The sequence below is a fragment of the Bacteroides sp. 41_26 genome (assembly GCF_949740115.1).
In the GTDB taxonomy this organism is placed as follows: Bacteria; Bacteroidota; Bacteroidia; order Bacteroidales; family Bacteroidaceae; genus Bacteroides; species Bacteroides nordii.
Genome location: NZ_CATJGZ010000118.1, coordinates 50379 through 76066 on the forward strand (window position 1 = coordinate 50379; position 25688 = coordinate 76066).

Consider the following 25688-nt stretch of genomic DNA (forward strand, 5'->3'; position numbering starts at 1 on the left):
TCATGATTTCACCTGTACTAAATTAACAAAAAAATAGCCGAAATCACCTTTAAAGATGACCCCGGCTATTTTCACACTCTGCCTCCAAGAAGAATTACTTCTTTCCCCTTCTCACATAATAAGGGACAAACAAAATTAGAATAATCTCTTTTATTTTTACCCCCAATATATTTAACGTATGATGCTCCAAAATGTCTGAAATATAATTTTAAAATACTCCTTCACCGAACGATTACATATATATTTCATATTATACCGTATTTTATCGGGCATAATCTGTTCTATATATGCTTTGTCGGGATCTGAAGCCCCTCCAAGAATCGTATTTTCATCTACATATTCAATAGAAGCATAATCCGTAATTCCCGGACGTACACTCAATACCTTCTTCTGTTCATCGGAATATAAATCCACATATTTACGAACCTCAGGACGCGGTCCCACCAAACTCATATCACCTTTCAGTACATTAAACAATTGAGGCAATTCATCCAATTTATACTTCCGAATAAAGTATCCGGTACGGGTTATTCTGGGATCTCTCCCCCCTACCGTTATCAACCCCTTCTTATCAGCCCCCATACGCATTGAACGGAATTTATAGACATAAAAATCCCGCCCGTATTGTCCCACACGGAGCTGTTTATAGAAACCGCCTCCTTTACTTTCGAGACAAATGGCTATATAAAGAAGAAGAAAGACAGGAGAAAGTAATAAAATTCCCAAAAGGGAAAAAACGATATCAAAAAAACGAATCAAGAAGCTTATCTGTTTAGTGTTTGTAAATATACTATCTGTTTTTTGCAATCACGGTCGTATAGGCCGCCTTTACAGTATCAATAATGAATTTTAATTTTTCACTATCCAATTGGGGATATATCGGCAACGATATCTCACTCTTAAAGTTCTGATAAGCCTGTGGATAATCCTTAATATCATATCCCATCGATTTAAAGAACGACAACATCGGCATCGGTATAAAGTGTACATTCACAGCCACTTCACTTTTAGCGATCTCATCAATCATCCGGTCGCGTTGTTCTTCGGTAAAACCTTTAACGCGTAAAGCATAAATATGATAAGAACTTTCTTTTTCTCCATCCACAGAAGGTGGAACAATAGCCCAGTCACAAGCCGAAAAAGCATTATTGTAAGTATCGAAGACCCGTTTTCTCTCTTTTAGTAACTCCGAATATTCCCGTATTTGCGCCAGTCCGATGGCAGCATTCACATCAGCCATATTGATTTTCATTCCGAAACCAACAATATCATAACGCCATCCTCCGGCTTTTGATTTTGAAAAAGCATCCTTAGTCTGGCAGTTTAGGCTCATCATCCGTAGTTCTTTATATAATTCTGCATTATCAAACGGATTGGGCAAGTTCAAACAAATGGCTCCACCTTCAGCAGTAGTCACATTTTTCACGGCATGGAGTGAAAAGATAGCTATATCAGTTTCACAACCGGTACGCTGACGACTACTGTAGCGTGCTCCCAAAGAGTGGGCTGCATCATTCATCACCAAGATACGTCCCAATTTTTCTTGCACGGAAGATTCCGCACGGAACAATTTTATCATTTCAGATTCCTGCACCAGTGCCATGATCTTTTCATAATCGCAAGGAAAGCCAGCAATATCTACCGGAATAATTGCCTTTGTTTTAGAAGTAATAGCTTTACGAACAGCCTCCACCGAAATATTAAAATCCGTTCCAGAATCCACCATTACAGGTTTAGCTCCGGCATGAAGCACCGCCAACGCCGTTGCACTATAAGTATAGGCAGGAACGATCACTTCATCGCCCTCCTTCACTCCCAGCCAACGCAACATCATAATAGCTCCTGATGTCCAGGAATTGACACAAAGTACTTCTTTTGCTCCCGAGAAAGATTTTATTTCTTCCTCCAAAGCCTTTACTTTCGGACCGGATGTGATCCAACCGGAACGTAACGAATCAACGACTTCGTTGATGACCGCCTCGTCAATATAAGGTGGTGAAAAGGGTATTTTCATGAGTTCTTTATATTATTCAAAATAAAAATGTTCAACATAGCGATTTTATCAAACGATACATTTCTCTATCCGGATAAGCTATAAAATCATAAAACACTCGATAGCCCATTGAACGATAAAAACCTACCGCCTGTTCATTATTATGATAGTCCGTTGTTAATGATAGTTTCCTACCTCCCCTATATCTCACCTCCGCCTCCAATGCCACCAATAATTGTTTACCTATACCTCTTCTTTGATATCCCCTATCTACTCCAATAGAAAGCAATTCGGCATATTCGCCTTTATCTGTATCCGGATTGTCAATTTTCGACAAATTTAAATACAACCTTTTTAATGCCTTTATATTGGTAAGTAATAAAAGAAAAGCTTCGACTGCAAAAGCAAAAAAATGAAACTTGATTAAACGTCTATTAAATCCATTGGAGTTGATTGTTGCCGCACAGAAGCCTGTTAAACGACCTTCTTCATAGCACCCCAATAAAATTCCTTCGGGATGTGATAGCACAGAAGAGTAATAAAGCCTCAAAAAACGTGTCCCTAACTGTGTTAGGAAAAAATCAGGAAAAGCACTTGTGTGAATAACAACCAGAGCATCTATCTCATGCTTTCCTACAGGATGTATTATCTGTGGCATAGTTTCGTATTAAGTCAGTAATTAAAGGGAGATTCTGTTTACGAGAAAAGCGTTTTATTGCATAATCAAAGCCATTCCTCCCTTTTTGTTCCAATATTTGCACATCCCATTCCGATACTTCTTGAAAAGCCTCAATCAACTGTTGCACATCCTCCGGTTCTACTACTAAACCGCTATTTGATTCTATAATAGCTTTAGCTGTATCACTTTCCATGTCCAATGACCCGATAATTACTTTTTGAGAAAACATATAGGCTGGCAATTTAGATGGAATAGAACTCATCGCTGCACCTTTCTTTACAGGCAATAGCATCACATCCGCTTGAGCTTGTACTTCAGGCACTTTTCCATCCGGAACATCCCAAAATTCAATACAAACCTCAGGATAGTTCGAAGCCAATTCTCTACAAGCCTCCTTTCTTGATCCGCTTCCTGCAATAACTAATCGGGAATTAAGCAAACGAGCTTTCGCAAAACAAGTAATGAGAAATTCAACTCCTGCTACCGGTCCATTATTCCCTAAATACATAAAGGTCAATCTATTCTCTATTCTTTCTTTATGACCTGATTTCTTGTGATACGCAATAAAGCTTCGTTCATCTTGCCAGTTCTCAACAATCGTAATCTTGCCACTGTCTATTTTTCGAGTTTCTGCAAGACACAATTTCATATTAGCAGATATTGCCAATACATGAGTAGCATGGGTTAGAATATATCTATCAACAGGTAATAAAGTTCTATATAATAATTGTTTTAAAGTTTTTATTTTTATCCTATTAATAAAAGATTCCGGATAGATGTCTTGCACATGTATAAGACAAGGTATGCCATATTTCTTGGCAGCTTTTACAATCAAAAACTGAGAAAACAACGGCCATGAATTTACGTAAATGCAAGCAAGTTCAGTATAATTTTTTTTTATATATTTCAGGCATTGAACTCCAAAACTATAGCTTTCACGGAATCGTCCCATTATCGTAGATTGAGGACAAACATAAGAAGGAAGTGTAACATTTTCAAAACCACTATTCAAGATACAAATATTTCCAAAGTCAAATCCCAAAGGACGTGTTGCTTCAGGGTGAAGTACCACAACTCTACAATCTTTTGACAATTCAGTAACTATCTCAAAAGATAACTTAGAAGAAACAACAGGTTCAGGAGGAAAAACGGCTGATATAATCAGAATTGCTTTCATGCTTTTTTATTATTATCATAAGCTTCTAAATATAAATCAATAAGTTTTCGATACATATCATCCCAACTGAACCTCTTTGCGTTTTGTATTCCTTTCTCAATAACATCTTTCCTAAGTTCTAAATCAGATAACATATTCACCTTTTTCAACAGTTCTTGCAAATCCAAACGATGCAACAATAACGGTGTTTCTCCTATTATTTCAGATATAGAAGAAGAATTATAAGCAATAACCGGGCAACCCGCTTTTTGAGCTTCAATTACTGGTAGTCCAAATCCCTCATAACTGGATGGATATATCAATGCAACAGCCCCATTATACAATATATTCAAATCATAATTAGAGATACGACCAACATGACAGTAATTATCACTGGAAAGATTTTTATCCAATAATTTTTGTTCTTCCTTTTCTAATTCTGCGCCAACAATCACTAACTTATAAGTTAAATATTTTAAACTTTTCACCACTAAGTCAAAATTCTTATATGCTTTACGCTCACCAACAAAAAGTAAATATGAATTTACAGGATAAGGCAGTTTATAGTTATTTATATTCAATAAAGGATAATATTCATCTGATACTCCATTATAGATTACTCTAATCTTTTTTTCATCAACATCAGGCAAAAACTTCAAAAGATCTTGTTTGGTATTGTTCGAAATGCAGACTATATATTGAGAGTGGCGTATAGCATAATATTTCTGCCAGCAATGAATCCACTTATGTAAACCACGATAAAAATATTCATAAGTAAAATCATGAACAGTAGTGATATTTATCGCATTTGGGTTAGAACAAACCCTAAAATAAGAAGAATGAAATATAAAACATGAACTCGAATCTCCAAATGAGAGTTGTAAGGGGAAATATCGTTCATAAAACAAAAAAGACTTTTTTTTTCGAAAAATATTTTCTTTTGGAATATCCAATTGTATTCGGAAAATATTCTCATGTTCTACAAATTCGAGGAAAAATAAATCTACTTTATGTTTTGTGGAAAGAATACGCTTTAAAAACTCATACCAAACAACAGATATACCTCCTGAACGTTGCAAAGAGAATATTATATTATCTAACAATATTTTCATATGATAAACATGATTTATCTTCCACCTGCAATAAAAGCTAAAAAACGAGGAGAAATAGATTTGAGCAGGTAGTATAAAGAAAGAGAAACAATTAAAACAATACCAACAATAAAAAAATAAAGAAACGTTAATAAGAAATCATTTTCAGGATGTAATAATGCAAATAAGATTTTTTTCACTTGTGAAAGCAACCAAGGTTCATGAATTGCAAATACAAAAAAACTGGCAGATGACAAAAAAGGATATATTTTAACCTTTCTCCTTTCTAACAAATGACTAATAATACCAAACCAAAAAACGATCCCTATTATAATTCCAATTTTATGTATATATATGTTACAATCATTATTCTTTGTATATAAATCAATCATAACCAATAAAGGATAACAGAAAAAGGGAATACTCCGCAACTTTCCAAACTCTACCAATAAATTTTTTCGGTTTATACTAAACCAAGCACCAAATAAAAAATAAAAAACAGAAACAGTGCTCAATCCTCTCACACCAATGTATGGTATAGAATACCCTAAATACCACGCCAAACCTATTAAAAGAACTCCAAACAACTGCGTTTTCGTGACAATCCAATAAATAAGCGGAGATAAAACAGACACAAACATTAAATCACGAATAAACCAAAATTGATAAACTCCCGGATAAGTCATTTCATCTGTTGTGGTACTTCTTCCCCACAAATTTGACAAAATATAATTCAAATTATACTCGGTTCCATCAAACCACTGTCGCAGAGTGGGTAAACAAGATATAATATAGTAAATAAATAAAAACAAAATATTCCAAAACAAATAAGGAATCAATAAAGAATTAAGCCGACTCTTCAATTTAGTTCGATACACCCTCACACCAAAATATTGAGGATGAAAGAAAAATAAATAACCAGAAATAAAAAAAAACAAGGGTACGGATACGCGACCTATTATCTGAGAAAACAGTGTACTAAAAAAATTGTAAACAGAAATATTAGATACACAGTTTATCACTTCTTCCGAAGTAATCATTATGGAACTATGACTATGAATAAATAAGACTCCTATAATAAGAGGAAATCTAAGATTATCAATCGTTTTAGAAAGCAGTAAATCTTTATATTTTCGATCTTCCATTATCAATTCATCATATCAATTAAAGACATCCATGCTTTTACAATTCGTTCTGGTTGAAAATTATAAGAATATCTTAAAGCTTCTTCAGACATATACTTGCGAGTATCATAATCACTCATTAATAATGATATTTTTTCTTCAAAATCAATATAATCATCATTCTTTATTAAAAAGCCATTCCCCCCGTCCTTAATAAGTTCTTTGGTTCCTTCACATTCAAAAGCAACAACAGGCAGACCACAAACATTAGCCTCTAAAATAACCATAGGCATAGCCTCAGAATAAGATGTCATCATGAAAATTGAACTATTAATGTATTCTTTCATAATATCAGGAACAGAATGACAAATCTCTATATTAGACAAGTGCATATTAATAAATAATGAATTCAATTTTTCTTTTAATAATCCATCACCAAATATTACAATGTTCCAATCAGGAAACTTTCTTTGCATAAAAGACGCAATTCTCACAACCCTTTCATATCCTTTTTCTGGACTTAAACGCCCAACCATAATAATCCTTTTTATCGTTAAGTCCGAGGTTTTCAATGGAATAAATGACAAAGAATTTGGTATAACAAATATATTTTTCAATGCTGTCATATGCTGTTTAAGCTTTTTTTCAGCACTGTGAGATAGCACCACAATAGCATTCAAAAGAAGATAAAAAGGCAATATTATTAAACGATAAAACCATGATATACTATCAAATTGTATATGCTCACATCCAACAACTTTAACATTTTTCCTTTTCCAAAAAGGTAATAGTAGATTTATATTATGCCCTGTGCCTATTAATATAGAATTATTCAGTTTTAATTGATCAACTTTCTTATATACCGAATAAAACCATTTTACTTTAGAATAAATATTCGTATCTAATTCAGGCATACCCAAATGTAAAACATCTACAGAATCCTCTAAATAGAAATACAAATCATTTTTTTCCGTAGAACAAAGACTTACTACCGATACATGATAATGACCAGACAACATATTAGCTAAATTGCTAACTGCACGTTCTGTTCCTCCAGGACGTGTTATATTCAGAATAAATATATATAAATCCATATTGAGAGATCAAATGATTTTTAAATCAAAGTGGTATTATTTCTATGATAATGCATATGGATATTAATAATACAAAATCCCCATAGCCATATATTCAGTCCATAAAAAAATTCACTACGAACCATATAAACTGATAAAGAAAATAAAACAGTGTATAACAACATATAATATATTGATCCAAGCTTAGCCAATAAATAAGACTTTCTAACAATATATCCCAAAAAATACATAAATATACAAACGCCCACAATACCAAAAGAAATATATAAATCTGCTATTATATTAGTTCCAAGACCTAAAGTAGGAGAATCTCCTAAAGCATCAACTGTTATTATTTTAGAGGAAGTTATTTCATTTGGAGAAATATTAAAAATATCACAAACAAAGCCCTGCAAAAAGGGAATTGGTTTTAACAGATAACCTAGCATTGATCTTCCCCATGTGATACCGTTTTCATCTACATATGATAAAGCTACATAAGAACTTCTACTATTTATGATTAAATCCATGAACAAATCCAAAAAATCCTCTGCCACTTCACCATTTTGCACTCTAATAAAAGAAAGATAAGACATGAAAATAGAACCACTAAAAAATATTACAGCAATTTTCTTAAAACTCACATTCTTAAAATACACGCTATACAAACCAGCAAAAGAAAGAAGAATTTGTAAAACAATAGCTCGAGTACCACTACTCAACAATATAATAGCCACCAAAAAAGAAAATATCAAAAAGAATTTATCTATTTTTTTTAAAAAAGAAATCTCTTTGTACATACTTATTCGGTTATACTCCAAGACTATGGATATAGTAAAAAAGGCAATAAAAAGGATTAAAAAGTAAGCAAAAACACCTGTTGTTGCATTCCCTCCATTTGAATACAAATTTTTAAAATAAGAATATCCTCCTAAAGATATAAAAAGAATAAAAAGTAAAATCGTTATGGAATGAAGAAAATTTAAGGGTAAGTACATATGTTTAATTCGATTTATCCGAATCTTTTGCATTTTAAAGTGACAGCAAATACTACCAAGAAGAAACATTTGACTCCCCAATAATGCCATAGCGGTACCTTTAGATATTAAACTGTGTTCAAATCTAAAAGTAAACATAATAGAACATTCCGGATCAACCGGATATATGAAAACTGGATATGTAAAAAAAACAAAGAAATATGAAATGAAAAAGAAAGAATCGAAATCTAAATAATTTTTCTTTTTTATAAAAGAATCGTAGTATACAATAGAAATTATATATTGAATAGCACAATAAATATTAAATAACAAATCAAATTTACTGGGAGCTACATAAAAGCATGTAAACGCTATAAATGAAAAAACATAAAAAGGAAAAGTACCTTTCGGAATCGAACAACTCATCTTCCAAAAAAATATTTCATATAAAAACACACTATTTTCTCTGCATACATAGGATAATAGTAAGCTAAGTTTATTATAATTTTTTTATCGATACTATAATGATATTGAGAGTTGTTTTTTAAGTAGCTAGATATGTTTTTTGTATCAGACAGTTTAGCCGTTAAAAGAGCATCTATCAGTAGCCACCACATTCTTTCTTGTTCTATATGATTTATTAAAGCAGGTAGATAAATAGAAGAGAAATATTTCTTAATATCATATACACTGATGATAAAAGAAACCAAACTGACCGGATTCTTTGAATGACTTGCGGACTCAGGTAAAACTCTGTAAACCCCAGTTTCTTCTGAAAGAAAGTATATTTGACTCTTACGAGAAATCCATAGCCACATTGGATAATCACCCATTTTCCATGAATATTTCTCAGGGCATATCTCTTGCTGATAAGTTAAAACAAGATTAGTCCTTACCAATACCGATAATGTAGGGATCGTATTTTTTTGTATCAATTCCTCAAAAGTCCGATAATTTCCCCCAAAGCTTCCAGTTACTTTTTTCTTCGAGTCATCATATAGCTTTACTTTTGTATAAACCATTCCAATTGAAGAATCAGTTTCTAAAACATCCACTTGCTTTTGCAGTTTTAACGGATCAATCCAATAATCATCCCCTTCACAAAGAGCAATATATTTTCCTTTTGCACGAGGATAATTATAAGTGATAGAAACTTTTATTCCTTTTGAATATTGATTTTCAACTTGATATATAGGTTTTATAACATCAGGGTATTTTTTTACATACTCGCGAATAATTTCCTGTGTTCCGTCTGTAGAAGCATCATCATGTATCAATACCTCAAATGAAAAATTCGTTTTCTGCATCATAAATCCATCCAAACATTGCCGAATGTAGGAAGCATGATTATAAGCCATGCAACAAATACTTACTAAAGGTTCTTTCATTTGAGTGTCTTCATAAACTTTGCAGGATTCCCCGCAACACATTCATAGGATGCCACACTTTTTGTTACCACAGCCCCTGCTCCCACAGACGCAAATGTTCCTATTAAATCAACTTTTCCACTAATTACAATTGCTCCAATTCCTAAAAAAACAAAATCTTCAACTACAGTATAGGCACCAACCATTACTCCCAATGCTAAATAGCAATTCTTTCCAATATGCGTACTATGAGTCACAGAGACATTATAACTTAATACAGTATTATCTCCAACTGTTACGTCCGGATGAACAACTGTATTCATATGAACGACAACCCCTCGCCCTAATTGAGCATACTTAGATACTTTTGCAGAAGGATGAATTAAAGTGGGCACATCCCCTTTCTTCTCTATTATTTTCTCAAAAATTGTTGCTCTGATTTTATTATCACCTTGACTCAATGCAAAATTCATTCCTTCCAATGAGTTTAATGAAAATAAATCATTAAAAGAGCCTAATATAGGATATCCATGATCTAATTCTCCCACCCTTTCGTCATTATAATGATACAAACCCTTAATAGTATATCCACAAGTTTCTACTAATTCCAGATACACAGAAGTGTTATGACCAACTCCCAATACGTAGATTTCTCTATTCATACCAGCATTATCCGTTTTTATTATTTTTTCATCATTTTACAATCAATCCTGCAACCCGAGTTGCATCTTCTTCATTCAAGTTATGATACATCGGCAGGCATATCACACTGTCCGCTATCTTCCTTGCAACCGGAAGATTCACAGGGTTAGCGGATTCCAATCCCCGATAAGTGGAAAATTCGCTTATCAGAGGGTAAAAATACCTCCGACATAAAACATTATTTTCTTTCATCTTGAAATACAATTCATCACGAGTTATACCATATTCCTCGGAATCAATGAATATGGGAAAGTAAGAATAATTATGACGGACACCAGGCATATCTTCCATTACACGAATACCTGGAACATCTCTCAATACCTGACGATATTTCATCGCTACCTGACGGCGCGCATCAATGGCAGTATTCACCTGCTTCAAGTTTAACAAACCATATGCAGAGCGCACTTCATCCATTTTACCATTGATACCGGGGGCCACAATAGTCGTTTCACCAGCAAAGCCAAAATTCTTCAGATAATCAATGCGTTTTTTGGTCTGTTCATCGTGACAAATCAAAGCGCCTCCCTCTATCGTATTATAGACTTTTGTTGCATGAAAACTTAAAGTAGACATATCACCAGCTTCTAAAACAGACCGTCCGTTCACCTCTACCCCAAAAGCATGTGCTGCATCATAAATTATTTTTAAGCCATACTTATCGGCTATTTCCTGAATACGCTTCGTTGCACATGGCTTGCCGTATACATGCACCGGCATGATAGCAGTAGTTTTGGGAGTTATGGCAGCCTCGATTTTGTCGGGGTCAAGGTTGCAAGTCTCCGGATCGATATCTACAAATACAGGTTTTATACCATTCCACCAAAGTGAATGCGTAGTAGCTACAAAGCTATAAGGAGTCGTTATCACTTCACCTGTAATGCGCAAAGCCTGTAATGCACACATCAATGGTAATGTACCATTCGTAAACAAACTGATATAAGGTACTTTCAAATACTCGCACAAGGCTTTCTCCAACTCTTGATGGTAATGACCGTTATTGGTCAACCATTTACGATTCCAAATATCTTGTAGATAAGGTAAAAAATCATCTAGAGAAGGAAGAAGAGGAGAAGTTACGGTAATTAGTTTTTCATCCATCTTTACTTATTTTTATTTTCGTGTAATCAGCGCTTTTATTTCAAGATATTCTTCCGGCTTAAACAGTTCGTAGATAAGGACCGCCAACGATATGCCGGTCACACATTGCATAGGCAATATGACGTAAATGGAGATGTCTAATAAGGAAAGACTCCACATTACACTCGCCACAAATAAAGAAATGGCAAATGTGGGCAATATATCTTTTATCTGTTCTTTGGTGGAATAATGTATCAGTCCGGCAGAGTAGTAGCTGTTCAACAGATAGGCAATAAAAGAAATGAAAACGCTACCCCATAGCATATATTTTATACCGAACAGGATACCGATCAAAATAGGTCCTACAGCTATTATTTTCTTTATAATTTCCAATTTTAAAAACAAGTCGGAATGACCTTTCACTTGTAATATATTCAGATTGATAGCATGAAGGGGATAAAGCATCCCCGAAAAACAAATGATCTGAAGAAAAGATACAGCGGGTAACCACTTCTCGCCAATAAGAATAAGTATTAATGATTTTGCCGCTGCGGCGAGTCCCAGCATACAAGCAAAAGTTACCAACATAGTAGTTTTTATAATTCTACGATAAGCTTGCTTCAAACGTTCCGGTTCATCTTGGATAGAACTCAATACCGGATAGCTGACGCGTTGAATAACGGATGTCAGATTACTGGAAAATATTGTATTAAACTGCTCTGCACGAGTATATTGCCCCAACTGAACTGAACTATAAAAACGACCTATAATAATATAATAAGCATTATTATAAACAGTATTGATCAACCCTGATACTAATAGTTTTGAACCAAAACTAAACAACTCTTTAAAACTTCTTATAGAGAATTCCCAAGCAGGACGCCAACTACAATAAATCCATAAAAACAAGGAATTTAAAACTTGCCGGGCAAGTTGTTGTCCGACAAGGCTCCATACACCATAATCTAAAAGAGCCATACCAACACCAATCGCCCCACTGGAAATTGAAGCTACCAAAGATATTTTTGTTTGTATTTTAAAATTGACTTCTTTTACAAAAATAGTACGCTGAACAATAGATAATGCATTAACAATCAAAACTAAGCCAATGACCCGTGTTACTGAAACCAGAAGCGCTTCTTTGAAAAAACTGCTGATAACAGGTGAACTGAAAAATAAAATTATATATAGAAGAACTCCAACAACCAGATTAAAATAAAAAACAGTATTATAATCTTCCCGTTTAGCGTCTATTTTACGAATTAACGCATTTGAAAATCCACTGTCAATGATTGAATTTGAGAGTGCTATAAAAATGGAAATCATAGCCATGACACCATACTCTGCAGGAGTCAATAAACGTGCAAGCACTAAACCGACCAGAAAGGTAATACCCGTATTGGCTATATTATCAGCAAAGCTCCAACCAACACCTTTAATCGTCTTCTCCTTTAGGGATTCACTCATCCTTAAGTAAATATAATATATAAATATCTAAGGCTCGCTCGCATTCCACAATCTGAGCCTCTCGGTTTAATAAACTTATACATATTTTTATAGATCCGGAATTGTTGGCTTTCACTTCAATAGAATATATCTCACCATTCCAATTAATTACGTAATCTACTTCTACCGAGCATTACTTTCTATACATAATCGACAATACAACTCGTTTTTTTACATAACTAAATATATTTCCGAAAATCCAAACCGAAATATTTAAATCTCTTCCCAACTCGGATACGGGTTACCTTCCAGACCATCCAGATAATCTACAATCTCCCGTTCTGCCGCAATTAAATCACAGTTACTCCAGGTATCAATAATAACATGTGCTTCTTTCGCCAGTTCTTCCTCAAACACTTCCCCATAACAATACGTTAGCAATTGTACCTTTAGCAATGAGGCAGACAAGTGTTCAAGTACTTCCCAGCAACGATTCAAAATTGTTTGAATACGCTCTTCCTTATCCCCATCATTGTAAATCGTAGCATTATATCCTTTCAAGAGTGCCAGACACAGCGAAGCTTCCTCTTCAAAGGTACTACCGCGCTGGTGATATAAGGCATTGGCTTTTTGAAAAACCTCGTGATTCAAGCGAGTAAAATCATCGCTGTAAATAGGAGTATCGTCTATACCGAGATAAAGCAACTCGTCCGCCAAGGTAGACAAGGCGGAAACTTCAGATTCTAATGAATTCATATATCAATGATTATTTTTCAATAATAGGTTCAACAAGGGAAGGATGAATGAAAGTAGTGGCAACAGCCATCACTCCATCAATGGATACAACGACGCGACGGTCATTCCTCACACGAACAAATTCGCCTTCAACACCGGCAAAAACGCCACCGATGATACGTACACGGGTTCCCTTACGGAGTGCCGGCTCAGAAGGATCGAGATAGAGTAAAGCTTGATCGTGATTCCCTGAAATAGCAATAAAACTGCGCATCTGAGAGTCTGGAATGATAATGGGACGATGACACTCACGATTCATAATATAACGAATAGGCAACGTTGTACCGTGCAACTCCTTCATAGCATCAATACGGTTACGGGAAGAATAAACAAATATAAGATTATGAACTGCAGGAACTAATTTACGTACGCGACGTTCGTTTTTCAAAATAAATTCATAACGCATAGGGATAAAGTTTTCGATACCCTCGCTATCAAGATATGATTTCAAGGTAAGCTCACGGCCGTAAGTGACACGCAGAGCGTACCAGCAAATAGTTGTTTTATCGTTCACAAAAGGATATTCTTTGGGGACACCAGAAGAGTGAAATACCTCCCGGTTAAATTATGTAATGCGAATATTGATGAAGATCTTAATGCATTCATATCATTTCAAAACACTCCACTATCGCAGAAGGAGGTACATGAAATAACTATATTACTTAAAATATTGTAAACGAATCATTTAAATAGAAATAGTGTTTCAATAAACGTTCGTTTAATGAAACATGTTTTTTTAAAGATTTCAAACAGATAACGATTATAGAATAATAGGCTAGACCACCAATTTTATCAATCTGATAATATATTGAATATAAGAAATTTACATCTCTATTTTTCAATACCCTCAAAAATAATCATAAGAATATTTTGGCATTTCAGATATACGTTTTAACTTTGTGTTATTAAACGAACGTTTATTGAAACACTATTCCAATTCAAGATTTCAAGCACTACCACCATATCAGCATTTATCTAAGATTTTTCTACTTTATATCTAAGTAATGATCTAATTTAAACTCTTCTCCTCTCAAACATAATTCTACCATACTGGCACATTGAAAACAGATACCAATAAATATTTGCCTTTGAAAGGCATGAAGTAATAAAAGAAGCGGCTGGTCCTATTCGAACCAGCCGCTTTTTTATTATCGCTCAGCGTATCTCCCCGTGCGGGAAGCACCACTAAATACCTAATGATTTCATTACAGCTTCGATCTTCTCGTCAGCGGCAGCATCGGCACTGGCAAAGCAGTTGCGACAGCCCATCTCGCCCTTCACCTCGATATAGAACTTAATCTTAGGTTCTGTTCCCGACGGACGGATAGAAACCTTACCACCATCTTCAGTGAAATACTGAAGAACATTTGATTTATCCGGCATATCAATCTTTGTCACACGACCGTCAGCATCAATCTGCTTCAAAGTCTGGAAGTCTTTCCAAAGAATTACTTTAGAGCCAGCTAATTCGCGTGGAGGATTGTTGCGGAAGTCTACCATCATCTGTTTGATCTCTTCGGCACCACTCTTACCCGGCTTCACTACGCTGATACCCTTTTCTTTAGAGAATCCGTATTCTACGTAGATATCCAACAGCATTTCATACAATGACTTACCGTTATCTTTTGCCCATGCAGCTATTTCAGAGATGAGACAACAAGCAGAAACAGCATCTTTATCGCGAACGAAATCTTCGGCAAGGAAACCATAGCTTTCTTCTCCACCACCGATATATACTTTTTCACCCTCACGCAGACGAATTTCACGGGCAATCCATTTGAAACCGGTGTAGCAATCAAGCATTTCAATATTATTCTTTTCAGCAATCTTCTTGATAAGTTCAGTAGTTACGATAGTCTTCACAACGAACTCCTTGCCGGTCATCTTACCCAACTTCTTGTACTGAGTGATGATGTAATACAGATACATCAGACAAGTCTGGTTACCATTGATAAGTACCCACTCGCCCTTATCGTCTTTGCAGGCAATACCTACACGGTCGGCATCAGGATCACTTGCCATCACCAAGTCGGCATCTATCTCTTTAGCCAGATTCACAGCCATAGTCAATGCTTCGGCATTTTCCGGATTCGGAGAAACTACAGTCGGGAAGTTACCATCCTTAATCATCTGTTCGGGAACGGTATATACATTCTCAAATCCCCACATCTTCAATGCACGCGGAATAAGTTTCATACCCGTACCATGAATCGGTGTATAAACGATCTTCATATCTTTCTGGTGAGCAATAGCCTCCGGATCGATAGAGATAGTCTTTACCATATCCAAATAAGGTTTGTCGATGTCTTCACCAACAATCTGAATCAAATCAGGATTACCCTTAAAATTAATATCGGCAGCCGAAGTTACCTTGTTTACTTCGTCAATAATCCCTTTGTCATGCGGAGCCAATACCTGTGCACCATCGTCCCAGTACGCCTTATAACCGTTGTATTCTTTCGGGTTGTGAGAAGCTGTCAGGATGATACCACTCTGACAACCAAGATGACGAATGGCAAATGACATTTCCGGTGTAGGACGCATATCTTCAAACAGATACACTTTAATACCATTACCAGAGAATATATCAGCAGAGATACGGGCAAAAAGATCACTGTTGTTACGGCAATCATATCCTACCACTACAGAAATCTGAGGGAGATCTTTGAAATTCTTCTTCAGATAGTTGGAAAGTCCCTGCGTAGCAGCACCCACTGTATAGATATTCATACGGTTGCTACCAACACCCATGATACCGCGTAAACCGCCTGTACCAAATTCAAGGTCTTTATAGAATGCTTCTATCAACTCAGTTTTATCTTCGTTTGCCAACATACGTTTCACTTCAGCCTGAGTTTCGGCATCATAGGCCGGGGTTAGCCATTTTTCGGCTTTCTCAGTTACCTGCTTGATGAGTTCCTGATTCTCCATTTAGATTGTTATTTATTGGTTAATGTTTGATTAATCTTTTCTCAGAGTCACAAATGTAAAAGAATAAAATAAGAATTCCTAATAAATAATTTTAAATAATCTATTATTTACTCTTTCACTTTATAGCGTTCACCCGTCTGTTTTACGTATTCTTCAAGGAATTCTTTCGGATACCCCGGACGGATAACACCTGCCGGCTGACCAATAGAGTTGCGCTCAAATTTACCATCTTTCATTTTGCGAATTACCCCATCAGCATATTTCACAATAATGAACTCGCCCAACCGTTTCCAGGTGTCAAAAGTGCTTTGTGCCGTCATATTGGTATAATTGGTTAAAAAAGCTTTTGCTTCATCCGGATTTTTCTGATAAAGACGGGTAGCCATACTCTCAATACCGGCCTGTGCCTCATGGAAGGTACCTTCCAATTCGTGCTGTGTAGCACGGATATCACCAATCATAAGATCATAGCGGGGATATACCATATTGGATACCCAGTTGAAAATCCAGAAAGAAGAATCCCAGGAGAAAGTAATATAATCGGCTCCACCTACGCGGGTGTAACATACTGGAACTTTATCCGTACAGCAATATACCGGAGTGAAAACTGTCATATTCGCATCATCCGTACCAAACCAGAGCACTCCACCCACCGCATCGGGCATACTGGCACGCATCTGTGCTACAAATACAAATCCACTCTGCTGAGTAGAGATAGGACGCTCATTGAAGAATTCCTGACCATCCACCTTGAAATTCAACGGAGAGAGACGATAAGGAGTTTTATAAGGACCGGCACCAAAGTCATTGCTAATGTCGAGCGGTGTTCCTTCATAATGATCACGCATTGCATTCTGTACATCCTGCACAGAAATTTTACGATTCGGTTTTATAAACAACGGCATGGGGTCATTTGTCTCACCCTGTATATAGGGAAGGAATGCCTTACCCTGATCTGTGAACATATTGAAGTAACTCCACACACGGGCCTCACAAAAGCGGCGTGCACCAAAATCAAGCGGAGCATAGGCATCGGCAAAACTAAAATCTTTATTCACACCGCTGAAGTATCCTTTCTCGCGGGCAAAAGAAATCACATCCGGCGAATAGAGGCAATTCTCCTTATCATTCATATCAAACTGATGGATGCGCGACTGGTTGGCATGTGCCGAAATACAATCATCGGGCACGCGGACAGCTACCCATACAGCTCCACGGATTCCGGGCCCTTTACCTATTAGTTCCATGATCCATATTTCATTCGGATCGGCAATAGTGAAAGACTCTCCGCTACTATAATAGCCATACTCCTGCACGAGATCCGTCATAATCTTAATAGCCTCACGCGCCGTACGCGAACGTTGCAAACCGATATAAATCAAGCTTCCATAATCGATGACACCGGTAGAATCGACCAGTTCGGGACGTCCACCAAAAGTAGTTTCACCGATAGTCACCTGAAACTCATTCATATTACCAATGACATTGTAGGTCTGGCGTGCCTGTTCAATCTTCCCGAGATATTTACCGGTATCCCACTCATAGACATCGAGCAAAGTCCCCTTCTTATAGGTAGCAGCCGGATAGTGGTATAATTCTCCGAAGAGTCCGTATGAATCGGCAGAATAGGAAACGATGGTTGAACCATCAGCAGAAGCATTCTTACCGACAATGAGATTGGTACAGGCGAAAGCATTCGCCACAGCCGCCACAAGAAAGGCAGCACAAAGGATCAGTTTCTTGTTCATTGTTGTTATATTACTTAATTATGTGATTATTTACCATACGAAAGTGTTACGCACCACCGTTTCATTGCCACAGTCATCCGTGGCGACCATCTCTACTGTATGTTTACCGCCTTTCTTCACACGCTTCGGATCAAGCTTGTATACGTACTGTGAACGAATCATATTGGGCCTGCCAAATAACGCATACTTCCCGTCAATGGTTCCGCGATAAGAACGGATTCCGGTAGACTTATCTTTGATGGTATACACTATTTCTCCCGTACGTGCCCAATTTTTAGGATTGACCGGAGTAATCACAGGAGGGACTGTATCTATTGCAACCGTGTAAGTGCCTAACTCACGAATGCGCGTTTTCATAAACCCGTCTTCATACTTACCGCCTGCACCATACAAACCTTTGGGAGTTACACGTGCCACATAATACTTCGTAGTATCCTCTATTGGTTTACGTCGCAAGCCAATGCGCAATTCACAACTGTTATGCAATGAAACAGGTTTATCATGCAACTGATAGGTGAAAGCAATGGCACCACTATCGGCTTTTACCTGATAATTCAAAGCAACATCATCATAAAGCATTCCTTTGGGTACAACCAACGTTAACCCCGGTTCTTGCAGAAAATTGGTTTTATCCCAGGCAAAGAAATATTTCTCACGGTGTTGTAACGGCTCTATCGGCTGTTTTTTTCCACGCACCGTAAAACGACATCGTGAAGTATTGCCAAACGCATCCGTCAGCGTATACAAAAACTGATAGTCTCTTTCTTCATTAATAGTCACCAAACCGCGATTACCATTAGAGGCCTTCAGCAAACGAAGGGTATTTCCCGGATCAATAAACGACTTCATGTATTGTCCGCATGTCCAGGAATTTATCATCCGGTTCTCTTCCTGAGAAAAACGATCCACAGTGCTGCGAAACACCTCTTCCCCATCTACGGTAAGGACAACCGTATGTACTCCGTAACGATTGTGTACTCCATCCATGTAGTCGTATGCTTTGATACCGGTGCCAATCACTCCCCAGGCTTCAACAGGATGTGCCACATTAGGTAAGAATGTACGATGTTCCGGACTTCCTTCCACTATCCCTTTGCCCGGCTGAGGAAACAACATAATACCCTCCACTTTCGGTGCAGTCGTATCTTTGATCTTTTTAAGGAAAAAAGGCATCGGATCTACATAATCACCCGTAGCCGTTTCAAAGACATCCAGGTGCAAGTGTGGACCAAAAGAATAGCCTGTGTTACCACTCCACGCAATCTGTTGTCCTGCTTTGACAGGATATTCACCCGGTTCGGGAACAATCTCCACTTCATAGCTCTCCTCTTTATACTGCAAATCTTCTACCCGCTTTGCAATAGCTCCTGTAAATCCGCTAAGGTGCCGATTGATGGTAGAATAGCCATTATCATAACAAACATCGAGTACATACCCCGATCCGTGAGTAACACGAATACGTGAGATATACCCGTCTGCCAACGCCCGAACCGGCTTTCCAATAACACCTCCGGTCTTAAAATCGAGCCCGCCGTGAAAATGATTGGTACGTATTTCTCCGAAATTACCACTCAAAGTCAACGGAAAGTCAAATGGCGGGACAAAAGATGCCTGTGGCTTTTCCTGCGAAAAAGCCTGTACACTACAGATAAGCAACAAAGCTGCAATATATAGTTTCATATAGTTCATTAAGTGGTACTTCAAATTTAATTCATACTATACCAATGTTTTATTGAAACGCAAATGATCGCAGATTTTCGCAGATTAGATGGCTTGCTGCACTTAAGGGACGATATTCTTTGCGTAAATTTGCGATAATCTGCGTTTCAATGATACGATCATTTAATTAGGATACAGTACTTATCTATTTAGAATCACAAATGTACGTCATTCCGGGTAAATATTAAAACCCACCGGCAGAATTAATTCAAAAAACAGTAAGATCGACCTATTATAAACAGAAATAGTCAAAGGCTACTCATTTTTGACAATATGCTGTTAAACATCCGGTTACGAGTAATAGTATAAGGATCTTTTCCGTACATTCGCCTATAATTAATCCTTAATACAATAACATTATGATTATCGGAGTACCAAAGGAGATCAAGAACAATGAGAATCGCGTGGGTATGACACCCTCCGGAGTTGCTGAAGTTGTGAAATGCGGGCATACTGTGTATATACAGCATACTGCAGGTATCAACAGCGGCTTTCCGGACGAGGCATACACAGCCGTGGGTGCACAGATTCTGCCGACAATGGAAGAAGTTTATGCCATTGCCGAAATGATTGTGAAGGTAAAGGAGCCGATAGCTCCTGAGTACAAGCTTATTAAAAAGGGACAATTACTGTTCACTTACTTCCACTTCGCCTCCGATAAAGAGTTGACACTGGCAATGATGGAGAATGGTTCTGTATGCCTGGCGTATGAAACTGTAGAAAAGGCAGATCACTCACTCCCCCTGTTAATACCGATGAGTGAAGTTGCCGGACGAATGGCAACCCAAGAGGGAGCCCGTTTTCTGGAACGTCCGCAAGGTGGTAAAGGAATCTTGTTGGGCGGTGTACCCGGTGTAAAACCGGCCAAAGTGCTGATTCTTGGTGGTGGTATCGTAGGAAGTAATGCAGCACAAATGGCAGCAGGCATGGGAGCAGACGTAACAATAGCTGATATCAACCTGGCCCGCTTACGTTATTTAAGCGAAACATTACCCAAAAACGTAAAAACACTCTATGCTTCAGAGCTACGATTAAAAATGGAATTGCCGACGGTAGATCTCGTGATAGGTTCCGTACTTATTCCGGGAGATAAAGCTCCTCACATCATTACACGTGATATGCTGAAAATGATGCAACCGGGTACGGTATTAGTAGATGTGGCCATTGACCAGGGAGGATGTTTCGAGACTTCACATCCCACCACACACAGTGACCCAACCTATATAATAGATGGCATCGTACATTACGCTGTAGCCAATATTCCGGGAGCCGTACCATATACCTCTACCTTAGCATTGACAAATGCAACACTACCGTATATAAAAGCTCTTGCCGGAAAAGGATGGAAACAAGCCTGTAAAGATGATCCCGCATTAGCACTCGGCCTTAATATAGTAGAAGGTAAAGTAGTGTATAAGGCTATAGCGGATGTTTTTGGAATTGAAAATTGAAAGTTGAAAATTGAAAGTTAGCTGCGCTTCTATAATGGACAGTGGACAATTGACAATGGACAGTGGTCAATTGTCAATTATAGAAGCGCTGCCTAACTTTCAATTTTCAACTCTTTAGTCAGTTCTTTCATAACTTCTGCCACCGATTGTTGCTGACGAAACAAAGCAGCTACTTGTCCTATTTCCAATTCTCCTTCTTCAAGATCACCTTCAAAAATACCTTTCTTCGCACGCCCTCTTCCCAATAGTTCACGCAGTTCATCTGCCGAAGCACCACGCGCCTCAGCTTCTTCTACCGCATTACGAAAATGATTCGTAACCAAACGGGTGGGGGCTAATTTTTTAAGTAATAATTTCGTATCACCTTCATTCAGCCGCAGACAGTACTCTTTGAAAACATCACTGGCAGAACTTTCATAAGTCAGTGCAAAACGGGTACCTATTTGTACACCTTCGGCCCCCAGCACCATAGCAGCCAGAACACCTTCGCTTGTAGCAATACCGCCGGCAGCAATCAAAGGAAGAGTCGTTGCACGACGTACTGCCGGAATAAGACAGAATGTAGTCGTCTCTTCGCGCCCGTTGTGTCCGCCTGCCTCAAAACCTTCAGCAACAACAGCATCTACTCCGGCTTCTTCACACTTCACAGCAAATTTAGAAGAAGACACTACATGGACGACAGTTATACCACGTTCTTTTAACCAACCTGTCCACGTTTTAGGATTACCGGCAGAGGTGAATACTATTTTCACTCCTTCTTCGACCACAATATTCATTATCTCCTCAATTTGAGGGTACATCAAAGGGATATTTACTCCAAAAGGAAAATCGGTAGCTGCCTTACATTTACGGATGTGCTGGCGAAGAACCTCCGGATGCATAGACCCAGCGCCAATAAGTCCCAATCCACCTGAATTACTTACTGCCGATGCCAGACGCCAACCGCTGCACCACACCATACCGCCTTGAATGATAGGGTAACGAATACCCAATAGAGTAGAAATTCTATTCATAAACTGAATTTGTTTTGATTTTATTTTGTATACTAATACGTCTTTTATTAAACGCAGATTAACGCAAATTTTCGCAAACTATAAAGCAACGCGATAATTGAATTGAATTGAATCAATTCTTTGCGAAAATTTGCGTTAATCTGCGTTTCAACTAAATTATTTGAATGCTGAATACTCCTTAACTATTTACTAAACAAATCGGGCTTTCAGATAGTTCAATGAGCGATGGGCTGCAATATAGGCATCGGAATAAGCCTGGTAGTCGAATCGCCATAGACTTTCAGTACCTCTAACGTACGGCCGCGTCGTTCACGCCCTTTCACATCCCAAAAATCTTTTGTAAAGATAGACATAAAATCAAGGCCACCAATGCCCACACCCGCCATTGCACCATTTGCCTGCCCCATCAACGGATTATATCGCAGGTTCACAGCTTCAATATCGGATGGTACCCCTCCTGTTCTTTTCGGCTTTTGAGGAACTTTTTCCATGTTAGTATAGGATCTCAGCGTCTTTATCCTATAAAAGGGATCTCCCCGCCAGGTGTCCTGCCCTACTTTTATCTTTTTTTGATATACCGGATCCCAGTCATAAGGTGTATTCGGCTTATAAGGACGCAGGGTAAGCATCTGTTTTTTATTCAGTGGCAACGTATTAGGCAATACAGACGGAAGCGTCGCATCCGGCAACATCCAGCTCTTTTCTGTAGACATGAGAGGAGTGCCCATAACTTCAGAACCGAAATCAATCTGTTTCACAGCCTCCGGGTTCAGTTTAATCTCTTCGTTGCCCTGCAGGATTCGATTCAATTTAATAGAATCCTGTGTGGTCCATTCTTGCGAACAGACTACTGAGGCAGTCAGACTGATTAATATAAATAATATAAAGCGCTTCGTCATTCTCTAATGCATTAATCATTTTAATAAGTTAGTAGTACATCCTTCTTTTTCCATCGGGCATGTACTGTCCCGGCCACTGAAAAAATCAGCAGCAATAGATTAAAACGTTTAGCCATGTTCAGTTGTTTAGTCTACCCTACCACCAGCGGTAACCGCTACCACAAAGCGGCTCGTCGTAGCAAGGATCAATGGTCCATGCCGTTCGCGGATACTGCCTGTTTTCCCACCAGCGACGGTAACGGACTGCAGCATCCAGCAGTTCTTCATCGGACAAGAAATAGATTGCTTCGTAATTTTCGGCATTCACTTCTACCATATGACACCCCATCGAAGCCGGAAAACCCAGACGAATACTTTCTACTGTCCATAAAATACATTCGCCCAAACGGATCTTGCCACTATTGCTGTTATATACGGAAGGAAATGAGGGGATCACACTCATATCCTCGGCATAATTCAGCAATTCGGGAATGTCATTTTCGGTAAAATGAGGGACTTCAACAATCCCTTTGTCATTTTTTGTATTATAGGTTCCGGCTTTGAGTTGCTTCACAAAAAGATCAACATCCGGATTATTATAGTCCAGGGTTTCTTTACTGCATCCGGTCAATGCGAAAACCGCAAAAACGGTGAGCAGCAGTATCCATGTCTTTTTCATAACGTTCGTTCTTTTAATGGTTAATAAGTCATGCGAATTCCGCACATAAGGTTAAAATTCGTGGGACGCTTTGTACGTATCGTTTCAAGTTTTGAATCCGTATTGAAATGATGCGATACTCCCGGCTCTGCAAAAAGTGCTATCCGGTCATTTACTTTATAATTAACCCCTACTCCGGCTATTACAGCCAACTGTACAGGCTCATTCTTAAAATCATTATTCGGCGCACCTGCTATACATTTTTCAACTATTCCTCCTATAGAAGCATACAAATCCAGCTTCTTTGTTTCCGCCAGATGCACATTCACTTTTACCGGAACACCCAGATAATGAAGATTCTGATTCTCTGAACGAAGATTTGAATAAGTCAATCCGGTTTCTACTCCCAGGTACTTATTCAACATCTTCTCTACCGTGACACCTGCCATTACAGGCATCTTATATTTCCCGTTTTCTGCCGGAAGAGCCGTACCAACAGCAGCTTTCACAGCCCAGGTACGTGGTTTCTTAACCTCTGCCAACACCGGCTTCACAGGTTGTTCTTCTGTAACAGTAGTAGCAGGCTCATTGTTTACTCCTGCCTTCCAAATATTTTCTCCGGAATTCTCCGTTTCTCTTCCATACCCATGATGACTTGAGGTGGTTGATGAAAAGCTGAATGACAAAGATACAGTTACTGATATCGAATCATCCTCTTCTCCTTCGGACTGAACCAACATAGCATACCGACCAAGAGCCGGTTTCTGCAATACCGGTTCGGTATGGGCAGGTGAGAACGATTGATTCACCCGATCACCATCCAGATTTCCTACACCGGAAACTGCTAATTGTGTAAATGCCTCTTCTATTTCTTCTTTCGGTGAGAAAAACCAGAAAGCTGCCGAAGATGCTGCCAGCACTAATAAAACAGAGGCTGCGGCAGCTACCCGGAAGAATAGCACACGACGGCGCTGATGGCTACTAACTGCCACATCACAGCTCAACTCTTCCCAAAAACCATCCCTTACCGTCATCTCGGCATGCCCAAGACGCGAACGGAACAGATCGGTTATTTCATCATTTTCTCTCTTCATGGTTTCTATATTCTTTAATCCTTTTTGCTAACAAATATTTGGCCCGGTGAAGTTGCGAAGTAGACGAATGCTCTTTTATATGAAGCATGCCTGCTATTTCTTTGTGCGACTTCTCCTCAAACACATAGAGGTTAAACACGGTTCGGCACCCATCGGGTAGTTCAGCCACAAACGCCATCAGTTGTTCTTCGGAGATACTACTTCCTCTATCAGATGATATATCGGGGATATCGGGCAGTTGTTCTTCATGAACCATCACCTGTGTGATGCGTTTTTGCCGTCGGAGATAATCAAGTGCCTGAGTTACCATCACCCTCGTGATCCATGTAGACAGTGATGCCTCTCCACGAAACGAGAAATTGGTGAATATCTTGATAAAACCGTCGTGCAACACATCATGGGCCGCATCCATATCGCCCGTATAACGGTAACATACCGCCAGCATCTGCTTAGAATAGAGGGTATAAAGCTCCTTTCGAGCGGAATCTTTCCCTGCCCGGCAGCCCTTTATCAGTTCTATCTCGTTTTCCAAAGTCAATGTCTTTTAATCGAACGTATGTCTGCGTCGTTTATCCTTTAGACGCAGGTATTAGAAAAATGTTGCAATGATAAGTGTTAAAGAATAAAAAAGAAGCCTTTCTCCGCCCCTCTCCCAAGGAGAAAGAGATAGAGAAAGGCTTCAACTATCCTTTTATATTTTAGCTACATGCTAA

At 38.2% G+C, this 25688-nt stretch carries 23 protein-coding genes; 1 reads left to right on the forward strand and 22 read right to left on the reverse strand.

Annotated features, from left to right (window positions below; all coding sequences use genetic code 11):
• Positions 1–171: 171 nt before the first annotated feature.
• The 17 genes from QX565_RS17700 to QX565_RS17780 all read right to left on the reverse strand — a co-directional run bounded on the left by QX565_RS17700 (position 172) and on the right by QX565_RS17780 (position 19842).
• Positions 172–759 (reverse strand): sugar transferase, encoded by a 588-nt coding sequence (locus QX565_RS17700; RefSeq protein WP_025867195.1) that lies wholly within the window; start codon positions 757–759, stop codon positions 172–174.
• A 31-nt stretch (positions 760–790) separates the two neighbouring features.
• A complete protein-coding gene (locus tag QX565_RS17705; RefSeq protein WP_122200711.1) occupies positions 791–2014 on the reverse strand; it encodes a DegT/DnrJ/EryC1/StrS family aminotransferase in 1224 nt (407 codons plus the stop codon).
• A gap of 31 nt (positions 2015–2045) precedes the next feature.
• Positions 2046–2651 carry a GNAT family N-acetyltransferase gene (locus tag QX565_RS17710; protein ID WP_289293757.1) on the reverse strand — a complete coding sequence of 202 codons (606 nt, stop codon included), beginning with the start codon at positions 2649–2651 and terminating at the stop codon, positions 2046–2048.
• On the reverse strand, positions 2617–3849 hold the full coding sequence (locus tag QX565_RS17715; protein WP_289293759.1) for a glycosyltransferase family 4 protein: 1233 nt from the start codon (positions 3847–3849) through the stop codon (positions 2617–2619). Before QX565_RS17715 ends, QX565_RS17710 begins: the two co-directional genes overlap by 35 nt.
• Positions 3846–4940, reverse strand: coding sequence for a glycosyltransferase family 4 protein (locus QX565_RS17720; protein ID WP_289293761.1), 1095 nt, complete (start codon positions 4938–4940; stop codon positions 3846–3848). The genes QX565_RS17715 and QX565_RS17720 overlap by 4 nt, the downstream gene beginning before the upstream one ends.
• A gap of 14 nt (positions 4941–4954) precedes the next feature.
• The gene (locus tag QX565_RS17725) at positions 4955–6064 is read right to left on the reverse strand and encodes an acyltransferase family protein (RefSeq protein WP_289293762.1); all 1110 of its coding nucleotides are present in this window, start codon (positions 6062–6064) and stop codon (positions 4955–4957) included.
• A gap of 2 nt (positions 6065–6066) precedes the next feature.
• Positions 6067–7137, reverse strand: a complete 1071-nt coding sequence (locus QX565_RS17730; protein ID WP_289293763.1) for a glycosyltransferase — start codon at positions 7135–7137, stop codon at positions 6067–6069.
• Positions 7138–7157: 20 nt separating this feature from the next.
• A complete protein-coding gene (locus QX565_RS17735) occupies positions 7158–8519 on the reverse strand; it encodes an O-antigen polymerase (RefSeq protein ID WP_289293764.1) in 1362 nt (453 codons plus the stop codon).
• Complete coding sequence (locus tag QX565_RS17740) at positions 8516–9481, reverse strand: glycosyltransferase family 2 protein (protein ID WP_289293765.1); 966 nt, start codon at positions 9479–9481, stop codon at positions 8516–8518. The genes QX565_RS17735 and QX565_RS17740 overlap by 4 nt, the downstream gene beginning before the upstream one ends.
• Positions 9478–10122: a PglD-related sugar-binding protein gene (locus QX565_RS17745; protein ID WP_289293766.1), complete on the reverse strand. Its 645-nt coding sequence runs from the start codon at positions 10120–10122 to the stop codon at positions 9478–9480. The genes QX565_RS17740 and QX565_RS17745 overlap by 4 nt, the downstream gene beginning before the upstream one ends.
• 31 nt (positions 10123–10153) lie before the next feature.
• Positions 10154–11263 carry a DegT/DnrJ/EryC1/StrS family aminotransferase gene (locus QX565_RS17750; protein ID WP_195449964.1) on the reverse strand — a complete coding sequence of 370 codons (1110 nt, stop codon included), beginning with the start codon at positions 11261–11263 and terminating at the stop codon, positions 10154–10156.
• Positions 11264–11275: 12 nt separating this feature from the next.
• Positions 11276–12709, reverse strand: a complete 1434-nt coding sequence (locus QX565_RS17755) for a lipopolysaccharide biosynthesis protein (RefSeq protein WP_289293767.1) — start codon at positions 12707–12709, stop codon at positions 11276–11278.
• A gap of 252 nt (positions 12710–12961) precedes the next feature.
• Entirely contained in the window at positions 12962–13444 is a 483-nt protein-coding gene (locus QX565_RS17760) for a UpxZ family transcription anti-terminator antagonist (protein WP_196040157.1), read from the reverse strand.
• A 10-nt stretch (positions 13445–13454) separates the two neighbouring features.
• Positions 13455–13997: a UpxY family transcription antiterminator gene (locus QX565_RS17765; RefSeq protein ID WP_007486521.1), complete on the reverse strand. Its 543-nt coding sequence runs from the start codon at positions 13995–13997 to the stop codon at positions 13455–13457.
• A 671-nt stretch (positions 13998–14668) separates the two neighbouring features.
• Complete coding sequence (locus QX565_RS17770; protein WP_195349319.1) at positions 14669–16414, reverse strand: phospho-sugar mutase; 1746 nt, start codon at positions 16412–16414, stop codon at positions 14669–14671.
• Positions 16415–16521: 107 nt separating this feature from the next.
• The gene (locus QX565_RS17775) at positions 16522–18162 is read right to left on the reverse strand and encodes a C69 family dipeptidase (protein ID WP_289293768.1); all 1641 of its coding nucleotides are present in this window, start codon (positions 18160–18162) and stop codon (positions 16522–16524) included.
• A gap of 30 nt (positions 18163–18192) precedes the next feature.
• Positions 18193–19842, reverse strand: a complete 1650-nt coding sequence (locus tag QX565_RS17780) for a M23 family metallopeptidase (protein ID WP_289293769.1) — start codon at positions 19840–19842, stop codon at positions 18193–18195.
• 398 nt (positions 19843–20240) lie between these two features.
• Here QX565_RS17780 and ald point away from each other — a divergent pair, with 398 nt between their 5' ends.
• A complete protein-coding gene (ald, locus tag QX565_RS17785; RefSeq protein ID WP_221650415.1) occupies positions 20241–21332 on the forward strand; it encodes an alanine dehydrogenase in 1092 nt (363 codons plus the stop codon).
• Positions 21333–21424: 92 nt separating this feature from the next.
• Here the strand turns inward: ald and QX565_RS17790 are convergent, their stop codons facing one another.
• From QX565_RS17790 to QX565_RS17810, 5 genes are all read right to left on the reverse strand, one after another.
• Complete coding sequence (locus tag QX565_RS17790; RefSeq protein WP_289293770.1) at positions 21425–22345, reverse strand: NAD(P)H-dependent flavin oxidoreductase; 921 nt, start codon at positions 22343–22345, stop codon at positions 21425–21427.
• 215 nt (positions 22346–22560) lie between these two features.
• Positions 22561–23244, reverse strand: a complete 684-nt coding sequence (locus QX565_RS17795; RefSeq protein WP_289293771.1) for a DUF4858 domain-containing protein — start codon at positions 23242–23244, stop codon at positions 22561–22563.
• A 136-nt stretch (positions 23245–23380) separates the two neighbouring features.
• Entirely contained in the window at positions 23381–23902 is a 522-nt protein-coding gene (locus QX565_RS17800; RefSeq protein WP_221650418.1) for a DUF4943 family protein, read from the reverse strand.
• A 20-nt stretch (positions 23903–23922) separates the two neighbouring features.
• A complete protein-coding gene (locus QX565_RS17805) occupies positions 23923–24975 on the reverse strand; it encodes a putative outer membrane beta-barrel protein (protein ID WP_289293772.1) in 1053 nt (350 codons plus the stop codon).
• Positions 24959–25507, reverse strand: coding sequence for an RNA polymerase sigma factor (locus QX565_RS17810; RefSeq protein WP_044095369.1), 549 nt, complete (start codon positions 25505–25507; stop codon positions 24959–24961). The genes QX565_RS17805 and QX565_RS17810 overlap by 17 nt, the downstream gene beginning before the upstream one ends.
• Positions 25508–25688 lie beyond the last annotated feature (181 nt).